This is a genomic window from Serratia sp. CY43202 (assembly GCF_052168755.1).
Lineage (GTDB): Bacteria > Pseudomonadota > Gammaproteobacteria > Enterobacterales > Enterobacteriaceae > Serratia > Serratia bockelmannii.
In genome coordinates, this window is record NZ_JBJNMB010000011.1 from 1 (window position 1) to 19,630 (window position 19,630).

General features: G+C 61.5%; 16 protein-coding genes and 1 pseudogene. 12 read left to right on the forward strand and 5 right to left on the reverse strand.

Annotated elements, in window-relative coordinates; all coding sequences use genetic code 11:
- A pseudogene (locus tag ACJ8J5_RS21085) lies at window positions 1-233 on the forward strand (integrase core domain-containing protein); the annotation flags it as partial.
- An 11-nt stretch (window positions 234-244) separates the two neighbouring features.
- On the opposite strand, the gene ACJ8J5_RS21090 reads toward ACJ8J5_RS21085, so the two are convergent.
- From ACJ8J5_RS21090 to ybbA, 3 genes are all read right to left on the reverse strand, one after another.
- Window positions 245-1,651, reverse strand: coding sequence for a sugar porter family MFS transporter (locus tag ACJ8J5_RS21090; RefSeq protein WP_043135713.1), 1,407 nt, complete (start codon window positions 1,649-1,651; stop codon window positions 245-247).
- Window positions 1,652-2,007: 356 nt separating this feature from the next.
- Window positions 2,008-4,440 carry a putative ABC transporter permease subunit YbbP gene (gene ybbP / locus ACJ8J5_RS21095; RefSeq protein ID WP_025301813.1) on the reverse strand — a complete coding sequence of 811 codons (2,433 nt, stop codon included), beginning with the start codon at window positions 4,438-4,440 and terminating at the stop codon, window positions 2,008-2,010.
- A complete protein-coding gene (ybbA, locus tag ACJ8J5_RS21100) occupies window positions 4,437-5,123 on the reverse strand; it encodes a putative ABC transporter ATP-binding protein YbbA (protein WP_025301812.1) in 687 nt (228 codons plus the stop codon). Before ybbA ends, ybbP begins: the two co-directional genes overlap by 4 nt.
- Here ybbA and tesA point away from each other — a divergent pair.
- The 3 genes from tesA to ACJ8J5_RS21115 all read left to right on the forward strand — a co-directional run bounded on the left by tesA (window position 5,094) and on the right by ACJ8J5_RS21115 (window position 7,467).
- A complete protein-coding gene (gene tesA / locus ACJ8J5_RS21105; protein ID WP_161800806.1) occupies window positions 5,094-5,732 on the forward strand; it encodes a multifunctional acyl-CoA thioesterase I/protease I/lysophospholipase L1 in 639 nt (212 codons plus the stop codon). The two genes, ybbA and tesA, sit on opposite strands and share 30 nt — an antisense overlap.
- Before the next feature lie 26 nt (window positions 5,733-5,758).
- Complete coding sequence (locus ACJ8J5_RS21110; RefSeq protein WP_414104746.1) at window positions 5,759-6,535, forward strand: SDR family oxidoreductase; 777 nt, start codon at window positions 5,759-5,761, stop codon at window positions 6,533-6,535.
- 77 nt (window positions 6,536-6,612) lie between these two features.
- Window positions 6,613-7,467, forward strand: a complete 855-nt coding sequence (locus ACJ8J5_RS21115; protein ID WP_173889324.1) for a co-chaperone YbbN — start codon at window positions 6,613-6,615, stop codon at window positions 7,465-7,467.
- A 111-nt stretch (window positions 7,468-7,578) separates the two neighbouring features.
- On the opposite strand, the gene cfa is transcribed toward ACJ8J5_RS21115, so the two are convergent.
- Window positions 7,579-8,730: a cyclopropane fatty acyl phospholipid synthase gene (gene cfa / locus ACJ8J5_RS21120; RefSeq protein ID WP_025301809.1), complete on the reverse strand. Its 1,152-nt coding sequence runs from the start codon at window positions 8,728-8,730 to the stop codon at window positions 7,579-7,581.
- A gap of 320 nt (window positions 8,731-9,050) precedes the next feature.
- On the opposite strand from cfa, the gene ACJ8J5_RS21125 reads away from it, so the two are divergent.
- Complete coding sequence (locus ACJ8J5_RS21125) at window positions 9,051-9,956, forward strand: SPFH domain-containing protein (RefSeq protein WP_004940203.1); 906 nt, start codon at window positions 9,051-9,053, stop codon at window positions 9,954-9,956.
- A 2-nt stretch (window positions 9,957-9,958) separates the two neighbouring features.
- Window positions 9,959-10,420, forward strand: coding sequence for an NfeD family protein (locus ACJ8J5_RS21130; protein ID WP_025301808.1), 462 nt, complete (start codon window positions 9,959-9,961; stop codon window positions 10,418-10,420).
- Here ACJ8J5_RS21130 and cueR read toward each other — a convergent pair.
- Window positions 10,417-10,818, reverse strand: coding sequence for a Cu(I)-responsive transcriptional regulator (gene cueR / locus ACJ8J5_RS21135; RefSeq protein ID WP_025301807.1), 402 nt, complete (start codon window positions 10,816-10,818; stop codon window positions 10,417-10,419). The genes ACJ8J5_RS21130 and cueR overlap by 4 nt on opposite strands.
- Before the next feature lie 238 nt (window positions 10,819-11,056).
- Here cueR and ACJ8J5_RS21140 point away from each other — a divergent pair, with 238 nt between their 5' ends.
- The 6 genes from ACJ8J5_RS21140 to copA all read left to right on the forward strand — a co-directional run bounded on the left by ACJ8J5_RS21140 (window position 11,057) and on the right by copA (window position 19,549).
- On the forward strand, window positions 11,057-11,962 hold the full coding sequence (locus ACJ8J5_RS21140) for a LysR family transcriptional regulator (RefSeq protein WP_060432572.1): 906 nt from the start codon (window positions 11,057-11,059) through the stop codon (window positions 11,960-11,962).
- Window positions 11,963-12,079: 117 nt separating this feature from the next.
- On the forward strand, window positions 12,080-14,140 hold the full coding sequence (locus tag ACJ8J5_RS21145) for an FUSC family protein (RefSeq protein WP_060432571.1): 2,061 nt from the start codon (window positions 12,080-12,082) through the stop codon (window positions 14,138-14,140).
- Window positions 14,133-14,324 carry a DUF1656 domain-containing protein gene (locus ACJ8J5_RS21150; protein ID WP_060432570.1) on the forward strand — a complete coding sequence of 64 codons (192 nt, stop codon included), beginning with the start codon at window positions 14,133-14,135 and terminating at the stop codon, window positions 14,322-14,324. The genes ACJ8J5_RS21145 and ACJ8J5_RS21150 overlap by 8 nt, the downstream gene beginning before the upstream one ends.
- A 16-nt stretch (window positions 14,325-14,340) precedes the next feature.
- Window positions 14,341-15,261 carry an efflux RND transporter periplasmic adaptor subunit gene (locus ACJ8J5_RS21155; protein WP_173889320.1) on the forward strand — a complete coding sequence of 307 codons (921 nt, stop codon included), beginning with the start codon at window positions 14,341-14,343 and terminating at the stop codon, window positions 15,259-15,261.
- A gap of 10 nt (window positions 15,262-15,271) precedes the next feature.
- The gene (locus tag ACJ8J5_RS21160) at window positions 15,272-16,690 is read left to right on the forward strand and encodes an efflux transporter outer membrane subunit (protein WP_080433002.1); all 1,419 of its coding nucleotides are present in this window, start codon (window positions 15,272-15,274) and stop codon (window positions 16,688-16,690) included.
- 147 nt (window positions 16,691-16,837) lie between these two features.
- Window positions 16,838-19,549, forward strand: a complete 2,712-nt coding sequence (gene copA / locus ACJ8J5_RS21165) for a copper-exporting P-type ATPase CopA (RefSeq protein WP_414104747.1) — start codon at window positions 16,838-16,840, stop codon at window positions 19,547-19,549.
- Window positions 19,550-19,630: the final 81 nt, after the last annotated feature.

The window sequence follows — 19,630 nt, forward strand, 5'->3', positions numbered from 1 at the left end:
ACGGACGGGTATGACTGTTATCAGAACGCGCTGGCGGAACGGATAAACGGGATACTCAAAACGGAATACCTGCTCGGCAGGCCAGAAGATATCGCGCAGGCAAGAAAGATGGTCAGGGAGTCGGTGAACCTCTACAACACGCGGCGGCCGCACTTGTCGCTGAAATACAAAACGCCCGATGAGGTTCATCGGGCGCTATCAGGCTGAAAAGTGTCAACCTATATCAGGACTAGTCACGCAAAGATCAACGCGAGCCGATGTTACGCAACGGTTTGCCGGCCATCAGATTGCGTTCAATATGTTCCAGAGAAATATTTTTCGTTTCCGGGATCAGCGCCAGCGTGATGAAAACAAACAGCACGTTAAGCCCCGCATAGACCCAAAAGGTGTGAGCGCTACCCAACGAATTCAGCATGGTCAGGAATGTCGCCCCCACGATCATATTGGCGATCCAGTTAGTGGCGGTGGAACAGGTGATGCCGAAATCGCGGCCTTTCAATGGCTGGATCTCTGAGCACAGCACCCAAATCAGCGGGCCGGCGCTCATGGCAAAGCCGACGATAAACATCAGCAGCATGACGATGGCGAAATATTGCTCCGCCGCCGAGTTCATGCCGATGTTCATCATGGTTCCCAGCGCCCCCATGCCGACGGCCATCACGATAAACCCAAGGATCAAAGTGGGCTTGCGGCCCCAGCGGTCTACCAGCCCAATAGCGATAAAGGTGGCCAGCACGTTGACCAGACCGACGATCACCGTGCCCCACATCTGCTGTTCCGTACTGGCGAAGCCCGCCAGACCGAAAATTTTCGGCGCGTAATACATGGTGACGTTCATCCCGGTGAACTGCTGCATCACCTGAAGAAGAATGCCAAGGAAAACCGCGCGGCGGAAATTTTTATTGCCTTTGAACAACGCCCAACCGCTTTGCTTCAGTTTGAGGCTTTCACGAATTTCATTCAGTTCATACTGCGCCTGGGCACTGCTGTCGCGCAGCTTCTCCAACACCTGACGCGCCTGCTCATGACGATTGCGCGAGGCCAACCACCGCGGGCTGTCAGGTAAAAAGAACACGCCGACCAACAACAGCCCGGCCGGGATGGTGATGACGCCCAACATCCAGCGCCAAGCACCGGTATAGCTGAATGCCGTATCAGACAGGTAAGCGGCCAGAATGCCGATGGTGATCATCAATTGATACATCGAGATCATGCTGCCACGGATTTTCTCCGGCGCGATTTCAGAAAGATAAATCGGCGCGGTATAAGAAGCGATCCCCACCGCCAATCCCAGCAGAATACGTGAAACGATCAACACCTCCACGTTGGGGGCGAACGCAGAACACAGCGATCCCGCCACGAAGAGGATAGCGCCGATCATCAAACTGTATTTGCGCCCCAGCCGGAAGTTCATCCAGCCGCTGCCGATAGCGCCGACGGCGGCGCCAAACATCATTGAGCTGACCACCCACTCCTGCTGAGAGCTGGTGATCTGAAAAGTCTCGGTAATAAACGGCAGGGCGCCGGCGATCACGCCGATATCAAGACCGAACAGCAGGCCGGCCAAGGCGGCTAAAAAACAGACGAAAAAAGTCATGCCGACATGAGTCGGGCTTTTCTCCGCCGGTGTCACTTTGACGGTATCGCTCATACAGCCTCCAGGAGAAAACGGTCATCAGTGTGCGACATGATAGGAGGCAATGCGTCGAAGATAAGTGAGTGCGATCACATTAGTGAAAACGGTTACATTCCATTAAAAATGGATATGCTGTTTTTCAAGGTGGATAAAGTCGCTTAATTTATGCATAACCCTATAAATTAATGCATAAAATAGGCGAAACTGACCTGATATCCGTTGCACCGATTATCAAAGGTAGCCGTATTGACACAACATAAATGTAATCGATTTCACTCAAGGTAGGCATGAGAGGAATAGCACCAGTAACGCGCCCAAGAAAAACGGCAGGCCCGGCCACGCTTGGCGGCAACGGACCTGCGACAGCAAGATCAGCCCTCATAACTGCGGAACAGCGCCCGGCCGCGCAGCAGGCGCACGCCCAGCCAGCCGCCGCACAGCGACAGCAGCAGCGCGCTGGCCAGCGGCAGCGCCCACCACAGCACCGGCGTCGGCGTCCACGGGAAGTCAAACACCCGGCTCTGCAGCAGCCACAGCGCCGCCTCGGCGCCTACCGCCGCCGCGATGCCCGCCACCAGCCCCAGCAGGGCGAACTCGCACCACAGCGTGCGGCGCAGCAGCCGTTTGCCGGCCCCCAGCGTGCGGTACACCACCAGCTCCTGGCGGCGCTGACGCATGCCGACCTGCACCTGTGCCAGCAGCAGTAGGCCGCCGCACAGCACCACCAGCACCACCATCACCTCCAGCGCGCGGCTGACCTGTTGCAGCACGCCGCCGACCTGTTTCAGGATCGCGCCGATGTCCAGCAGGCTGAGCGTTGGGAACTGGCGGTTGAGCTGGGTCAGCATCTGGCCGTCGCCGTCGTAGCGGAAGCTAGTGAGCCAGGTCTGCGGCTGGCCGTCCAGCGCGCCCGGCGGGAAGATAAAGTAAAAGTTCGGCTTCAGGCTTTCCCAATCCACCTGGCGCAGGCTGGTGACTTTGGCGCTGAACGCCTGGGTATCGCCGCTGAAGGTCAGCGTGTCGCCCAGCGTGATCTTCAGCCGCCCGGCGATACCTTCATCCATCGAGACTTCGCCGCTTTTCGGCGGCCAATTGCCCGCCACCAACGGATTGTGATCCGGCAGTTCGGCCAGCCAGGTCAGGTTCAGCTCACGGTTCACCGCCTCGCCGCCCGGATCGTCTTCATGCACCCGTTCGGTCGCCACCTGCTGGTTTATCTCGGTCAGGCGCACCCGGACGATCGGGTAATAGGTTTCCGGTTTGATCTGGTGCTGCTGCAGGAAGGTTTTCACCTGCGGCACCTGCGCCTCGGTCATGTTGAGCAGGAAATAGTTCGGGCTGTCCGGCGGCAGCTGTTGCTGCCAGCGTTCGAGCAGATCGCCGCGCAGCACCAACAGCAGCGCCAGCAGCATGAACGACAGCGAGAACGCCGCCAGCTGGCTGATGGTCACCCACGGCTGATGCAGCAGGCGGTTGACCGCCAGCCGCAGCGCCAGGCTCTTGAGCGTGATGCGGCGCAGCAGCAGCAGGCTGCCCCAGCCGATGCCGCCCAGCAGCAGCGCCAGTACCGCCATACCCGCCAGGATCGCCCACAGCAGCGTGCTGGCCCCCATCAGCGTCACCAACAGCGCCACCACGATCGCCACCGTCACCGGCAGGAAGTAGCGCAGCGGCCAGACGTTGGCCACCACATCGCGGCGCAGCACCCGCAGCGGCTGGGTAGCCAGCAGCTGGCGATACGGCCGCAACCCGACCAGCAGCGAAATCAGCACCAGCGCGCCGAGCGCCCACAGCCACGGCCAGGCGCCGGCGGCGGGCAATGCAGCCGGCAACACCGGTTTCAGCAGGCGAATCAGCAGCGCTTCGAACGCCAGCCCGATCGCCCCGCCGCACACCGCCGCCAGCGCCATCACCGCCAGCCACTGGCCGACGATCAATTTACGCAGCGCGCCGCGCCCGGCACCAAGAGTTTTCAGCACCGCAATCAGATCGTAGCGGCTGCGGCAATAGTGGCTCATCGCCACCGCCACGGCGGCGATCGACAACAGCAGCGTCAGCAGAGCCGACAGCAGCAGGAACTGTTGGGAGCGCTGCAGCGACTTGCCGAGCGCGCTGCCGGACTCCTGTAGCCCGAACCAACGCTGATCCGGCGTCAACTGCGGCGTCAACCGCGCTTCGTAACGCTGAATATCCGGCTCGGCGCCGGCGAACATGTAGCGGTAGGTCAGCCGGCTACCCGGCTGCACTGCGCCGGTCTTATCGACGTCCGCCAGGTTGATCATGATGCGCGGCGCGGTCTGGAACGGATTGAAACCGGCGTCCGGCTCCTGAATGATTTCACCGGCGATGCGCAGCGTGGTGTCGCCCACCTCGAGCGAATCCCCCACTTTCACGTTCAGCAGCGCCAGCAAACGCGGCGCCACCAGCACGCTGCCCGGTTCGGGCTGGATGTTGGCCGGGCGCGTTTCCAGCTTGCCGTACAGCGGATAGGCCAGATCGGTGGCTTTCACGTCCGCCAGCTGCGGCCGATCGCCGGCATAGGTCATGGTGGTGAACGACAGCTGACGACTCACCTTCAGCCCCTGTTGCTGCGCGTCCAGCAGCCAGCCTTCCGGCACCGGATGCGCGCTGCGCAACACCCGATCGCCGGCGATAAAGTCACGGCTCTGCTGGCTGAGCCCTTTGTCCATGCGATCGCTGATGCTGCCCAGCGCCAGCACGCAGGCCACGGAGAGCGTCAACGCCAACCAAACGATCAGCAGCGACGGCGAGCGCCATTCGCGCCAGAACCAGCGCCAGATCATGCTTCCTCCCACAGCTTGCCTTCACGCAGCCGCAGCCGCCGCTGGCAGCGCGCCGCCAGGGTTTCGTCATGGGTCACCAGGATCAGGGTAGTGTCAAAATCGCGGTTGAGGGAAAACAGCAGGTCGGCGATGCGATCGCCGGTCTGACGATCGAGGTTGCCGGTCGGTTCATCGGCGAACAGCACCCGCGGTCGGCCGCTGAAGGCGCGCGCCAGCGCCACGCGCTGCTGCTCGCCGCCGGACAGCTGCGCCGGCAGGTGATCGAGCCGTTTCCCCAGCCCCAACTGATCGAGCAGTTGCACCGCCTGCTCGCGGCTCTGTCTGTCGCTCTCGCCGCGCAACAGCGCCGGCAGCTGCACGTTCTCCAGCGCGTTCAGCGTCGGCACCAGCATGAACGACTGAAACACGAAGCCGACATTCCTGGCGCGCAGCGCGGCGCGCCCCTCTTCGTCCAGCGCGGTCAGCGACTCGCCGAGCAAGCGCACCTCGCCTTCGCTGCCGTCATCCAGCCCGGCCAAAATGCCCAGCAAGGTCGATTTCCCCGATCCGGATTCGCCGATCAGGGCGATCGTCTGCGCGGGTTTGACAAGCAGCTCGACTCCGGTAAGGATGGTGAGCTGATGCTCACCCTGACCAACGTGTTTACTAAGATGATGAACTTCAAGAACGTTTTCCGCTGGCATCTTCCCTTCCTTTTGCTGTTGGGATTATTCAGTTTACGCGCTGCCGCCGCCGATACCTTGTTGATTTTGGGCGACAGTTTAAGCGCCGGCTACCGCCTGCCGATCGAGCGGGCGTGGCCGACGCTGTTGGCCGAACAGTGGCAGAAAAAATCGGGCGCGCCGCAGCTGGTCAACGCCAGCATCAGCGGCGACACCGCCGCGCAGGGGCTGGCGCGTCTGCCCGCGCTGCTGAAACAGCATCAGCCGCGCTGGGTGCTGATCGAGCTGGGCGCCAACGACGGCCTGCGCGGCTTCCCGGCGCAGGACGTACAGCGCGATCTCGGCCAAATCATCACGTTGGTGCAGCAAGCCGGCGCGCAGCCGCTGCTGATGCAGATCCGCATCCCGCCGAACTACGGCCGCCGCTATACTGAAGCGTTCAGCGCCGTCTACCCGGCGCTGGCCAAACAGTTCAACATTCCGCTGCTGCCGTTCTATATGGAACAGGTGGTGGTGAAGCCGGAATGGATGCAGGATGACGGATTGCACCCCAATGGGGATGCCCAGCCGTTTATCGCCACCTGGATGGCGGAGCGCCTGGAGCCTCTAGTAAAGCATGAGTCTCACTAAATTAGGGTCGTACACTAGGTAAAGTTATGCAAAAAGCGGTATTGATAACCGGCTGTTCCAGCGGGATAGGCTTGATTGCGGCGCAGGATCTGCGCAACCGCGGCTACCGGGTGCTGGCTGCCTGCCGCAAACCGCAGGACGTGGAAAACATGCGCCAGCTCGGGCTGGAAGGCATCGAGCTGGATCTGGACGACAGCGCCAGCGTCGAGCGCGCCGCCGCCGAGGTGATCGCGCTGACCGACGGCCGCCTGTACGGCCTGTTCAATAACAGCGGTTTCGGCGTTTACGGCCCGCTCAGCCGCATTTCGCGCAGCCAGCTGGAGCGGCAGTTCGCCACCAACCTGTTCGGCACCCACCAACTGACCCAACTGTTGTTGCCCGCGATGTTGCCGCACGGCGAAGGGCGCATTATTCAGACCAGTTCGGTGATGGGCCTGGTTTCCAGCGCCGGGCGCGGCGCCTACGCCGCCAGCAAGTTCGCGCTGGAAGCCTGGTCGGACGCGCTGCGCATGGAGCTGCACGGCAGCGGCATTCAGGTCAGCCTGATCGAACCGGGGCCGATCTCCACCCACTTTAGCCAGAACGTCAACCAGGCGCAGAGCGACAAGCCGGTGCACAATCCCGGCATCGCCAAGCGCCTGACGCTGCCGCCGGAGGCCATTCTGCCCAAATTGCGCCACGCGCTGGAAAGCCCGCGCGCCAAATTGCGCTACCCGGTGACCCTGCTGGCGCACGCCATGAGCGTGCTGCGCCGCATTTTGCCGGGCCGCTGCCTGGATTGGCTGCTGCGCAGCAACGCTTAATTCGCCCGCCGGGGTTGAAGAATGGCGGCGCGCCCCCATCTACACCCCATGGCTCCGCACGATCAGAGAGAAAAAAGATGCTAGCTCAAGCTGTTGTTGATATTAACGAAACTAACCTGCACCAGACGCTGGAACAGTCGATGTCCATTCCGGTGCTGTTCTACTTCTGGTCCGAGCGCAGCCAACACTGCCTGCAGCTCACGCCGGTGCTGGACAAGCTGGCGGCGGAATACGCCGGTCAGTTCATTCTGGCCAAGGTGGACTGCGACGCCGAACAGATGATCGCCTCCCAATTCGGGTTGCGTTCGATTCCGACGGTCTACCTGTTTAAAGACGGTCAGCCGGTCGATGGCTTCCAGGGCCCGCAGCCGGAAGAAGCGATCCGCGACTTGCTGCAGCGTTTCCTGCCGAAGGAAGAAGATCTGAAACTGGCGCAGGCGCAAGAATTGCTGGCCGCCGGCAACGCCGCCGAAGCGCTGCCGCTGCTGAAAGACGCCTGGCAGAGCAGCCAGCAGCGCAGCGACATCGGCCTGACGTTGGCCGAAACCCAGATCGCCCTCAGCCGCAGCGAAGATGCCGAAGCTGTGCTGGCGACCATCCCGCTGCAGGATCGCGATACCCGCTATCAGGGCCTGGTGGCGCAGATTGAACTGTTGAAGCAGGCGGCGGACACGCCGGAAATCCAGCAGCTGCAACAACAGGTGCAGCTGCAGCCGGACAACGTCGAACTGGCGGTGCAGCTGGCGCTGCAGCTGCATCAGGTCGGGCGTAACGAAGAAGCGCTGGAACTGCTGATGGGGCATCTGAAGAAAGATCTGGCCGCCGCCAACGGCAGCGCGCGCAAAACCCTGATGGACATTCTGGCCGCGCTCGGCACCGGCGACGCGCTGGCCGCTAAATATCGCCGCCAGCTGTACTCCCTGCTGTACTGATATCCGTCATACTTGAAGCTGCATCCAGGCGGAAATGTGAAAAGCCCTGGGAGCTTAGATAACTAAGTGACCAGGGCTCGAACGTGCAGCCAGCTTGAAATATGACGGGGATTAGCGATAGACCCGCACCCCGCCCTCCACGCCCGCCGGGCTGAACAACACCTGCCACAGCTGAATGTTGCGCGAACGGAACGCGCCGGCGCAGGCGTTCAGGTAATAGGTGAACATGCGTTCGAAGCGCTCGGAATAACCGCCCATCAGATCCGGCCACGCCCGTTTGAAATTCTCCAGCCAGGCCATCAGCGTGCGATCGTAATCGGCGCCAAAGTTGTGCCAATCCTCCATCACGAAACGCCCTTCGCTGGCCTCGGCGATATGCCGCACCGAAGGCAGGCAGCCGTTGGGGAAGATGTATTTGTCTATCCAGGCGTCGACGTTGAGATCGGTTTGATTGGAACCGATAGTGTGCAACAGGAACAGACCGTCGGGCTTCAGGTTGCGCGCCGCGACGCTGAAGTAGGTCTCGTAGTTTTTCGGCCCGACGTGCTCGAACATGCCGACCGACACGATGCGATCAAACTGACGATCCAGATCGCGGTAATCCTGCAGCAAGATCTCGACGTCCAGCCCGGCGCAGCGTGCCTGCGCCAGCTTCTGCTGCTCGGCCGAAATGGTCACGCCGTGCACCGAGACGCCGTAGTTTTGCGCCGCAAACTGCGCCAATCCGCCCCAGCCACAACCGATATCCAGCAGCGTCATGCCCGGTTTCAACTGCAGTTTTTCGCAGATCATCCTGAGCTTGGCCTGCTGCGCCTGCTCCAGCGTCTGCGCCTCTTTCCAGTAGCCGCAGGAGTATTGCATATAAGGATCGAGCATCGCCCGGAACAGGTCGTTGCCGATGTCGTAGTGCTCTTTGCCCACCTGCCAGGCACGCTTGCGCGATTGGCGATTGAACAGCCGGGCATAGGCGATGCGCGCGATGTCGCTCAGGCTTTTCGGCAACCGTTCATCGACGCCGGCCTGCAGAATGCGGGTGAACAGCATGTCCAGCCGTTCGCACTCCCACCAGCCGTCCATATAGCTTTCGCCGAAGCCGAGCGAGCCTTCCTGCAAAATGCGTTTGAACAGCGCCGGGTTATGCACCCGGATATCCCAGGCGCGCGGGCCGTTGATGGCGACGCCGGCTTCCGCCAACATCTCCTCCACAATGCGATACCAACGATCCTTCTTCTGGGCGAGTTCATCAACACTGAGCGAATCCATAACAATCCTTGGCCGAAATGTCATTTCAAAAAGCATAGTCGCAAATAAAAATGACAACTTTTTGACGGTAAATACAGGGGGTGTTTTTACTCTAGCCAAGGCGAGCAACAGCATGAAATGAATAAAAATTATTGAAATCATGCCATTTAGGCATACCTATTTTTCAGCTGTGCCACACTTGTCGTGACAACACTCTGTTCCAGACGCGGGATCCACCGCTCGCGGGTTGCGTCAGCGCCCTGGATTAAGTCGCGGTATCAGTAGGCATTTTTCCGGCGCTGACGTAATATCTGTTTACATATGTCTGACAGGAGGTTTGCATGCTTACTTTTATTCCCATCGTGATCGTCGTCGCGCTGATTGTGGTGTTCGCCGGCGTCAAAATTGTGCCGCAGGGGTTCCAATGGACGGTAGAACGCTTCGGCCGCTACACCAAAACGCTGATGCCGGGGCTGAACCTGGTGGTGCCGTTCATGGACCGCATCGGCCGCAAAATCAACATGATGGAGCAGGTGCTGGATATCCCTTCCCAAGAGGTGATTTCCCGCGATAACGCCAACGTCGCCATCGACGCGGTGTGCTTCATCCAGGTGGTCGATCCGGCGCGCGCCGCCTACGAGGTCAGCAACCTCGAACAGGCGATCGTCAACCTGACCATGACCAACTTCCGCACCGTGCTCGGCTCAATGGAGCTCGACGAAATGCTGTCGCAGCGCGACAGCATCAACAGCCGCCTGCTGCACATCGTCGATGAAGCGACCAATCCTTGGGGGGTGAAAATCACCCGTATCGAGATCCGCGACGTGCGGCCGCCGGCGGAACTGATCGCCTCGATGAACGCCCAGATGAAGGCCGAGCGCACCAAGCGCGCCGACATCCTGGAGGCAGAGGGGGTGCGTCAGGCGGCCATTCTGCGCGCCGAGGGGGAGAAACAATCGCAGATCCTGAAGGCCGAGGGCGAACGCCAGTCGGCGTTCCTGCAGGCGGAAGCGCGTGAACGCGCCGCCGAGGCCGAGGCGCGCGCCACCCAGCTGGTATCCGACGCCATCGCCAGCGGCAACATTCAGGCGGTGAACTACTTCGTGGCGCAGAAATACACCGACGCGCTGCAGAAGATCGGTTCCTCCAACAACAGCAAAGTGGTGATGATGCCGCTGGACGCCAGCAGCCTGCTCGGCTCGATCGGCGGCATTACCGAACTGCTGAAAGAAAGCAAAGGCAAATAATCATGCTCGAACTGATCGCGGCGAATCCGCTGTGGTTCTGGCTCTCTCTCGGGGGCGTGTTGCTGGCGGCGGAAATGCTCGGCGCCGGCGGCTACCTGCTGTGGAGCGGTGTGGCGGCGCTGTTGGTCGGCGCCCTGATCTGGCTACTGCCGCCGCTTTCCTGGGCATGGCAAGGCATGATCTTCGCCGTCCTGACCGTCGTCGTCGCTTACCTGTGGTGGTACTGGCTGCGTCGGCGCCCGGCAGCCGCATCCGGCGGGTCGCCGGTGCTCAACCAGCGCAACCGCCAGCTGATCGGCACCCGCGCCACGCTGACGGAGCCGATGCACAACGGTATGGGGCGCATTAATATCGGCGACAGCAGCTGGCGCGCGCAGGCGGCGGAAGATCTGCCCGCCGGCACCGAGGTGGAAGTGGTGGCGGTGGAAGGGGTCACGCTGGTGATCCGCGCCATCAGCCGTTAATTAGAACGACAACACCCCGCCAGGTTATTGATGATGGGGCACTCCGCCCCCTCATCGCCCGGGCATTGTTCCGCCAGCGTCAGCAGGCGCTGGCGCATGTTCCCCAGCTCGCTGATGTGCTTTTCGATCTCCGCCACCTTCTGCAGCGTGCGTGCCTTCACGTCGGCGCTGTGGCGGGCCGGATCGTTGAACAACGCCACCAGTTCGCGGCACTCGTCCAGGTTGAAGCCCACCTGCCGCGCCTGACGCAGCAGCGTCAGCTCTTCGACATGCTTGGCGGAATAGTGGCGGTAACCGTTGTCGCTGCGGATCGGGGCGGTAATCAGCGCTTTCTCTTCGTAAAAACGAATCGTCTTGCTGGTTAACCCGGTTTTTTTCGCGACATCGCTAATATTCATTTGCTCCTCCCAAACCGCTCTCAAGTGAAAGCCGCTTTAATTTTAACGAACTCGCCCTGCCGTCTCCAGGCCAACTCACTATACGGAAAATTAAGTAAACGAATGAAAGCTTTCGTCAATGGCGTCTGTAGTTTTCCCTTCTCATCCCACTTGGCCGCCTGTTATTGGCTATAAAACTTATTTTTTTTTCCGCATACTCTCGGAATAAGAGCGATTCTCATTCGGAGTATTGATATCGATGCGCCCCGACCTGAACATGTTGTATGCCCTTGAAGCGTTGCTGGAGGAAGGTAGCGTCGTCGGCGCTGCGCGACGCATGAATCTGAGCCCGCCGGCGATGAGCCGCGCGCTGGGACGCATCCGACACACCGTCGGCGATCCGATCCTGGTGCCTTCAGGGCGAGAACTGGTGCCAACGCCGCGCGCCATCGAGATCCGCGACCAGCTCAAAGATGCCCTGCAACAAGCCACCGCGGTTCTGGCAAAAAGCGGCGATATCGATTTACGCAGGCTGGAAGCGCGTTTCAACGTCCGGGCCAACGACATTTTCATTGGCATCTATGCCGGCAAACTGCTCGACATCATGCAAACGCAGATGCCTTGCGCGACGCTGTGCTTTACCCCTGAAGAAAACGATGTCGACAACGAAGCGCTTCGCACCGGACGAATCGACCACTTCATCAGCGCATCGCGCCCGTTCGGCAAAGAGATGCACGTTCAGCCCTTGTTTTCCACTCACATGGTCGGCGTGGTTGGCGCGAATCATCCGATTCTCGCGGAGGATATCACGCCGGCGAGCCTTGTCCGCTGGGGACATATCGGCGTATCGCGCCGCGGCAAAAACCATGGCCCGCTGGATGAAGCGTTGGCCCGGCACGGGTTAGCCAGAAAGGTGGCGTTGGTGGTCCCTACGCCAAGCAGCGCCCTGCTGGCTCTGAACGCGACCGACTTTATTCTGTCCTTACCGGAACAGCTCGCTCACGCCGCGCGGCAAGCCGGCCTTGACATCGCCACGTTCAAACTGCCGGTAGCCCTGGCAGATATACTTATCACGCAGACCTGGCATCCGCGCCACCAGCACGATCCGGCTCACCAGTGGCTGAGGCGCACCATCCGTACACTTACAGAATCGCGTATAACATAACCGCCCGCAGACGTGCGTTTAACGCACGTCTGGCGTGCAATATGGCAACTTCCGCCTTTTTGCGGCCACTTTTACACTCCCCTCGTCGTTATGCCACCGTCGATGAGGAAGTTTCGCATGCCGCCCGCCCCCCACCTTCGCCAGACAAGAGCGCCATTCATCAATCTGCTGTCGCATCTGGACTTCATTACGCCACGGTGCGCCTATATCGTCCGTTCGATTGCCGCTGCGGGACTGGCGCTGGCCGTCGCCTACCAGCTCGAACTGGATATGCCTTATTCCGCGGCTTCCACCGTGCTATTGGTGATCAATCCAACGCAAGGAGCCGTCATCGGCAAAGGCAGCTGGCGCCTGATCGGCACGCTGATCGGTATTCTGGCCGCGCTGTTGCTGATGTCGTTATTCGGCCAAATGCCGCTGCTTTTCATCATCGCCTTTGGCTGTTGGATGGGGTTGTGCGTTGCTGCCATGACGCTGTTGCGTCATTTCAAAGGTTCTGGCGCCGTCGTCGCGGGCTATACCGTCGGGCTGGCGACCTATGGCGCGATGGGGCACCCGGAAAAGACCTTTGAGCACGTCATTGGTCGCGGTTCAACGGTGGCTATCGGAGTCGTTTGCCTCGGCCTGGTGGTTTCTTTATTCAGCGCACGCGGCATGCGCGAGAAACTGGCCGCTCACTACGCTCGCCTGGCGGCGAACACGGCGAAGATCATCGGCGACAGCACGCCCGCCGCCGAGCCGGCCAGGGTGCACATCATGAGCGATATCTACAGCATCGACGACCTGCTGGCTCTGGGCAAAGCCGAGTCAAAAGAGCTTGCACAACGCGCAGCGGCGATTCGCGATGCCATGTCTTCGCTTTTCAGCGCACTGGCCGGCGGGCCAACGCCGCAGGACTGCCCTCCAGAAGCCCTGAAGGCGTTGAGTTCGCCGCTGCAGGCCGCCTGGCTCAGCGCCGGCGATGCTTTAGCGGAGGGCGCCGATGGTGCACGGCGCGCCGTCACCATTTTACAGGCAGCCCGCGCGCATCTTATCGAACAGCGTGACGCATTGAATTTGCCAAATATGCGGGAAGAGGCGGCATTGCTCATTGCCGCGGATCGACAGCTGGAGCAGGTGGACGATTATCTGGCCGCGTTGGTCGGGCTGTCAGCGATCGATCGCCCACGCGCACCGCTGAAAAAAAGACGGACGGTACATTTTCACCGCCCGTTAGCCAGCGCCGCGCAGAACGGCTTTCGCGCCATGCTGACCCTTGTTCTGGCCGGTTTTTTCTGGCTGGAAAGCGGCTGGAATTATGGCGACATGATGTTGCTCGTCCTGGCGCCTTATTGCGCATTGGTCGCTACCATGGGCAACCCGGCCGCCGGCGCCTGGCAGTTTCTGAAAGGCACTATGTACGCCGTGCCGGCGGCGTTTGTCTGCGCATTCGGCATCCTCCCGCATCTTGACGGCCTCCCGTTGCTGGTCATCACGCTGGCGCTGTTCTGGCTACCTGGGATCTACGCGACCACGCTACCTCGGCATATGCTGGCGGGCCTGGCGTATCTGGTTGGATTCAACACGCTGGCCGCCGCCGACAATCCCATGCATTACAACCTGCATGATTTTCTGAATTACAGCGTCGCCTGGATCGCAGCGACCGCTTTCGCCGTGTTGAGTTTTCAGCTGCTTCTGCCACGCAACCCGGAAAGAGACATCGAGCGTTTACGCCATCGCGTGCGCAACGAAACATTGGCGCTTCTGCGAGGCAAATCTCCGGACGCCGTCGTCTGGCAACAACGCCAACAGCACCGAATAGCGCAGCTTGGCGCGATGCTCAAAAGCAGCCCGCAACGGATAGCCGCGGAGCTCGCCCCCGCGCTGGCGGCGATCCACGTTGGGCGAGAAGTACTGCGGATCAAAAAAACGCTCGCCTCTCGCCGACTGCCCCCTACGCCGCACACCGTGGCCCAGCGGGGGATGGTGCGTCTTGCCGCCACCGCAGGTTCGTCCTCCCGCACAATACGCCATGCCCGGCGTACCGCACGCCAGCTCGCAGGCATGGCAGAACGCTATCCGCAGCAGCGGCAAGACATTCAAAAAACCATGGCGGCCTTCGCCGATATTTTTTGGCTGATCCAGCGCCATGCCCACTATTTCAACGCGCTGCCCGCGCAGGAACGCCTCCATGAGTGAGTTCGCCATCGCCGAAACCTATGTGTCGCCTTTTTTCATCTATGCCTGCGTCACGCTCCCTATCTATATCACCGTCAGGGCGCTGCTGGCGCGCAGCGGATTGCTGCGGTGGGTATGGCATCCCGCCCTGTTCGAATTCGCCGTTTCGCTGATGCTGTTGGCAGCCTTAATCCTTTACGTTTAATGCAAAGAGTTTCGCCATGTCCTTGCCCGTCAATAAATTATTCAGAATTCTGTTCACGCTCGGCGCCTGTGCCGCCGCGCTATCGCTGGTGGTCGCGCTTTGGAAGGCTTATGTCATCGCCCCCTGGACCCGCGATGGCCGGGTCAGCGCGGATGTTGTGCGCATCGCGCCGGAAGTGGCCGGCACCGTCCTGGAGGTCGCCGTCGAGGATAACCAACGCGTCAAACGCGGCGATGTGCTGTACCGCATCGATCCGCAGCGTTTCAAACTGGCTGAAACCCAGGCAAACGCCCAACTTGCCGCAGCCGAAGAAACGTTGCACCAACGCCAGGAAGAAGCGAAACGGCGCCGGGGCCTCGACGAGATCGTGCCCCTGGAAGATATCCGCCGCGCCGGACGCAGCGTCGCCATCGCCCAGGCGGACATGCAAAAGGCGCAGGCCGCCTTGCATATCGCCCAGTTGAACCTCGAGCGCAGCGTGTTGCGCGCGCCTGCGGACGGTTTCATCACCCACCTTCGTTTGCGCCAAGGCGACTATGCACTCGTCGGCCAGGCCAACATAGCCTTGATCGATGCCACCAGTTTCCGGGTTACCGGTTATTTCGAAGAGACCAAGCTGCGTCGTATCACCGTCGGTGCACCGGCCAGCATCCGTCTGATGGGCAGCGACAAACCGCTGGCGGGCCATGTCGCCTCTATCGGACGCGGCATTTCCGACGACAATGGCAACCTGGGCGATAACGGCTTACCGACCGTCACGCCAACCTTCAGTTGGATACGCTTGGCTCAACGCATCCCAGTGCGCATCGCGCTCGACGACCTGCCCGCCAACGTTCTGCTCGCCGCGGGGATGACCGCCAGCATCGATATTACGCCCCCGGATCAGGAAAACGTGGCACACGGACGCCTGACCGATTGGCTGCACGCCATGATGTAAAAGGATGCACATGAATCATTTATCAAACAGTTGTCGCTATCTGACAATGGCAGGCATCACGTTTCTTATCCTGCAACTTGGCGGCTGCGCTGCCGTTGGCCCCGACTATCGGCCTGAACCGCCCGCCCATCCCGCCGGCTGGTCGACAACGGAAAGCACCCATTACGCGCAGGAACAAGAATTGGCCCATTGGTGGCGCCTGTTCAACGATCCCGTCTTGAATCAGCTTGTCGACAGCGCGCTGCTGCATAACCAGGATCTGGCGATAGCGCGCCAGCGGCTGTTACAGGCGCGCGCCGAAAGGGAACGTTCCGCCGGCTTGCTCGAACCAGAAATCAACGCCGGGGCAGAAACCACGACGGCACAATGGTCGACAAAATTGGATAACGCCCCCACACCGGCGCGTTCTAAAACCTATCGGCTCGGCCTGGAAGCCAGTTGGGAAATTGACGTCTTCGGCGGACGGCGGCGCTCGCTGGAGGCCGCCGATGCCCAAGTGCAGGCGGTGGAAAATGACGGGCGCGCCATTTTGGTCAGCCTGCTGGCGGAACTCGCCGACGACTACGCGGCGCTGCGCACCACCCAACAACGTCTGTCGATCGCCCAGGACAACCTGGCGGCATTGACGACGGCGGAAAGGCTGGCGGTCAAAGCCTATTCTCACGGTTTAGGCACGGCGGCAGAAGTCGCTCAGGCCCGTGCGGAGCGTGAAATCAACCAGGCCAGAGTGCCTGAATTCGCTGGCGAAGCCGAGCGCCTGATGCATGCTATCGGCGTCCTGATCGGCGATTTTCCCGCAACGCAGCGCGGCATGTTGAACCGTCAAGAAGCAGCGCTCACCGTACCGCCCGCGCTACCGCTCTCGCTGCCTTCGGAGGTGGTAAGACGGCGCCCGGATATCCGGGCGGCGGAACGTCGCCTAGCTGCCGCCAATGCCGGGATCGGCGTTGCGATCGCTGCTGATTTTCCCAGATTCACCATCCCGTTGGGCCTGGATACTACCGCCAGCCTGCTGCATCAGCTCTTTTCCGCCCAAAGCTTCGCCTGGGTGCTGAGTGGTTCCGTCCAGCAGTCCGTTTACAACGGCGGAAAAAACAACGCTGCAGTGCAGGAGGCGCGAGCAGAAGCCGAAGCGCAGCGCCTCATTTACCAACAGCAGGTACATTTGGCCTTCAGGGATGTGGAAAACGCGTTGTCCGGCCTGAGAACCGAACGGTTGCGGCACGCCGCCTTGTCCGCCGCCGAACGCGATAGCCGAGTTGCACTCACTCGCGCCACCCGGCTCTATCGTCAGGGGCTCAGCGGCTATCTGCCCGTGCTTACCGCACAACGCAGCGCCTATCAAACCCGGGATGCGCTCGCGCTTAACCAACTGAACGATGTTCAGGCCATGATCGGTCTTTATAAAGCCTTGGGGGCCGGGTGGTAACCGCAAAGGGCGACGGCGCACTTTTTTCATCATCGATAAAAAAGTCTGTTGACCTTAACCTTGCTGGAAGGTTTAAGCTCTGCGTTGAGTAAAAGTCGATCCTGCGGTGACCGTTGCAACACCGCCCTTTAAGCAAGGAGTTCAATCATGTCACACACCACTATGCTGGCATTGCAGGGGCTGTCCTGCATGAACTGCGCGCAGCGGGTGAAAAAAGCCCTGGAAAGCCGCAGCGATGTCGAAAAAGCCGAAGTTAACGTGCATTACGCCAAAGTGACCGGCGACGCACCGGACAACGCGCTGATCGACAGCGTGATCGCCGCCGGCTATCAGGCCGAAGTCGCGCCGCACGCCGACACCGAGCTGCAGCTGAGCGGCCTGAGCTGCATGCACTGCGTCGGCACCACCCGCAAGGCACTGGAAGCCGTGCCGGGCGTGTTCGCCACCGACGTCGAGATCGACAGCGCGAAAGTGTACGGCGATGCCGATCCGCAGGCGCTGATCGCCGCGGTGGAAGATGCCGGTTATCACGCCAGCGTGGCGGGTGCCGTCGTCCCAAAAACTGAGCCGTTGACTGACGCAACACCTTCGTTGCCGGACGTTCAGCCAGCGGCGCAGCCTCCCCTTCCGGCAACCGACAACGCGGACGACAGCGTACAGCTGCTGCTCAGCGGCATGACCTGCGCCAGCTGTGTCAATAAAGTGCAGCATGCGCTGCAAAGCGTCCCCGGCGTTGAACACGCGCGCGTCAACCTGGCGGAGCGCAGTGCGCTGGTCACCGGCGCCGCCGATGCGCAGGCACTGGTAGCGGCGGTGGAAAAAGCCGGCTACGGTGCCGAGATGATTCAGGACGAGACAGAACGTCGCGAACGCCAACAGCAGACCGCACGCGCCAACATGAAGCGCTTTAGCTGGCAGGCGGCGCTGGGGCTGGCGTTGGGTATCCCGCTGATGGCCTGGGGGCTGTTCGGCGGCAGCATGACGCTGACGCCGGAAACCCAGCGCCCCTGGCTGCTGGTCGGCGTCATCACCCTGGCGGTGATGGTGTTTGCCGGCGAGCACTTCTACCGCAACGCCTGGCGCGCGCTGATGAACGGCAGCGCCACCATGGATACCCTGGTGGCACTCGGCACCGGCGCCGCCTGGCTTTACTCGATCGCCGTCAACATTTGGCCCGATTTCTTCCCGATGGAAGCGCGCCACCTCTATTACGAGGCCAGCGCGATGATCATCGGTTTGATCAACCTCGGCCATGCGCTGGAGCAGCGCGCTCGTCAGCGTTCTTCACAGGCGCTGGAGCGGTTACTGGATCTGACACCGCCCACCGCGCGGCTGGTGACCGACGACGGCGAACGCGATATCCCGCTGGCGGAGGTGCAGCTCGGCATGACGCTGCGGCTGACCACCGGCGATCGCGTGCCGGTCGACGGTGAAATCGTGCAGGGCGAAGTCTGGCTCGATGAAGCGATGCTGACCGGCGAAGCGGTGCCACAGCAGAAAGGCCCCGGCGATACGGTGCATGCCGGGACGGTGGTCGACGACGGCAGCGTGCTGTTCCGCGCCGCCGCCATCGGTAGCCAAACCACGCTGGCGCGCATCATCAAACTGGTGCGTCAGGCGCAGAGCAGTAAACCGGCGATTGGCCAGTTGGCTGACCGCGTCTCGGCGGTGTTCGTGCCGGCGGTGGTGGCGATCGCCCTGTTCAGCGCAGCGATGTGGTACTTCTTCGGCCCGCAGCCGCAGCTGGTCTATACGCTGGTGATCGCCACCACGGTGCTGATCATCGCCTGCCCATGCGCATTGGGCCTGGCAACGCCGATGTCGATCATCTCCGGCGTGGGCCGCGCGGCGGAATTCGGCGTGCTGGTGCGCGACGCCGACGCCCTGCAACAGGCCAGCCAGTTGGACACCCTGGTGTTCGACAAAACCGGCACCCTGACCGAAGGGAAACCGCAGGTGGTGGAGATCCTGACCTTCAATCAGGTCAGCGAGCAGCAGGCGATCGGCTGGGCCGCCGCGCTGGAACAAGGCTCCAACCACCCGCTGGCGCGCGCCATCATGGAACGCGCCGCCGGGCAAACGCTGCCGCAGGTGGCGCAGTTCCGCACCCTGCGCGGCGCCGGGGTCAGCGGGGAGATCGACGGCGCGCAGTTGCTGCTGGGTAACGCCGCGCTGCTGGAACAGCATCAGGTCGCGACCGCCGAACTGGATGCGCCGATGCGCGCCCAGGCCGAACGCGGCGTGACGCCGGTGCTGCTGGCCGTTGACGGTAAACCGGCCGCGCTGTTCGCCATTCGCGATCCGCTACGCGAGGACAGCGTCGCGGCGCTGCAGCGCCTGCACCAGCAGGGATATCAGCTGGTGATGCTGACCGGCGACAACCCGGTGACCGCCAACGCCATCGCCAAAGAGGCCGGTATCGATCGGGTGATTGCCGGCGTGCTGCCGGACGGCAAAGCGGCGGCGATCAAACAGCTGCAGGCGCAGGGCCAACGCGTGGCGATGGTCGGCGACGGCATCAACGACGCCCCGGCGCTGGCGCAGGCCGACGTGGGCATCGCGATGGGCGGCGGCAGCGACATCGCCATCGAGACCGCTGCCATCACCCTGATGCGCCACAGCCTGAATGGCGTAGCGGATGCAGTGGAGCTGTCGAAGGCCACGCTGCGCAACATGAAGCAGAACCTGTTCGGCGCCTTTATCTATAATACGCTGGGCATTCCAATCGCCGCCGGCGTGCTCTACCCGCTGACCGGCACACTGCTCAGCCCGGTGGTGGCGGGTGCCGCGATGGCGCTGTCGTCGATTACCGTAGTCAGCAACGCCAACCGGCTGCTGCGTTTTAAACCCAGGAAGTAAGCTCCGGGGCGCCGTCAAGGCGCCCCGCTGTTTTCCGGGCTTCCCTGCGCGGCGGATAGCGTTTAGCATGAATGACGATTT

What these genes read in the sequence shown, in the direction of transcription:
- cfa (WP_025301809.1), bottom strand. Translation starts at nt 8,730, where the DNA reads ATGGATTCGCTCAGTGTTGATGAACTCGCCCAGAAGAAGGATCGTTGG.
- ACJ8J5_RS21110 (WP_414104746.1), top strand. Translation starts at nt 5,759, where the DNA reads ATGCAAAAAGCGGTATTGATAACCGGCTGTTCCAGCGGGATAGGCTTG.
- ACJ8J5_RS21140 (WP_060432572.1), top strand. Translation starts at nt 11,057, where the DNA reads ATGCGCCCCGACCTGAACATGTTGTATGCCCTTGAAGCGTTGCTGGAG.
- ACJ8J5_RS21090 (WP_043135713.1), bottom strand. Translation starts at nt 1,651, where the DNA reads ATGAGCGATACCGTCAAAGTGACACCGGCGGAGAAAAGCCCGACTCAT.
- ACJ8J5_RS21115 (WP_173889324.1), top strand. Translation starts at nt 6,613, where the DNA reads ATGCTAGCTCAAGCTGTTGTTGATATTAACGAAACTAACCTGCACCAG.
- ACJ8J5_RS21160 (WP_080433002.1), top strand. Translation starts at nt 15,272, where the DNA reads ATGAATCATTTATCAAACAGTTGTCGCTATCTGACAATGGCAGGCATC.
- cueR (WP_025301807.1), bottom strand. Translation starts at nt 10,818, where the DNA reads ATGAATATTAGCGATGTCGCGAAAAAAACCGGGTTAACCAGCAAGACG.
- ACJ8J5_RS21130 (WP_025301808.1), top strand. Translation starts at nt 9,959, where the DNA reads ATGCTCGAACTGATCGCGGCGAATCCGCTGTGGTTCTGGCTCTCTCTC.
- ACJ8J5_RS21145 (WP_060432571.1), top strand. Translation starts at nt 12,080, where the DNA reads ATGCCGCCCGCCCCCCACCTTCGCCAGACAAGAGCGCCATTCATCAAT.
- ACJ8J5_RS21155 (WP_173889320.1), top strand. Translation starts at nt 14,341, where the DNA reads ATGTCCTTGCCCGTCAATAAATTATTCAGAATTCTGTTCACGCTCGGC.
- copA (WP_414104747.1), top strand. Translation starts at nt 16,838, where the DNA reads ATGTCACACACCACTATGCTGGCATTGCAGGGGCTGTCCTGCATGAAC.
- ybbP (WP_025301813.1), bottom strand. Translation starts at nt 4,440, where the DNA reads ATGATCTGGCGCTGGTTCTGGCGCGAATGGCGCTCGCCGTCGCTGCTG.
- tesA (WP_161800806.1), top strand. Translation starts at nt 5,094, where the DNA reads ATGAACTTCAAGAACGTTTTCCGCTGGCATCTTCCCTTCCTTTTGCTG.
- ACJ8J5_RS21125 (WP_004940203.1), top strand. Translation starts at nt 9,051, where the DNA reads ATGCTTACTTTTATTCCCATCGTGATCGTCGTCGCGCTGATTGTGGTG.
- ACJ8J5_RS21150 (WP_060432570.1), top strand. Translation starts at nt 14,133, where the DNA reads ATGAGTGAGTTCGCCATCGCCGAAACCTATGTGTCGCCTTTTTTCATC.
- ybbA (WP_025301812.1), bottom strand. Translation starts at nt 5,123, where the DNA reads ATGCCAGCGGAAAACGTTCTTGAAGTTCATCATCTTAGTAAACACGTT.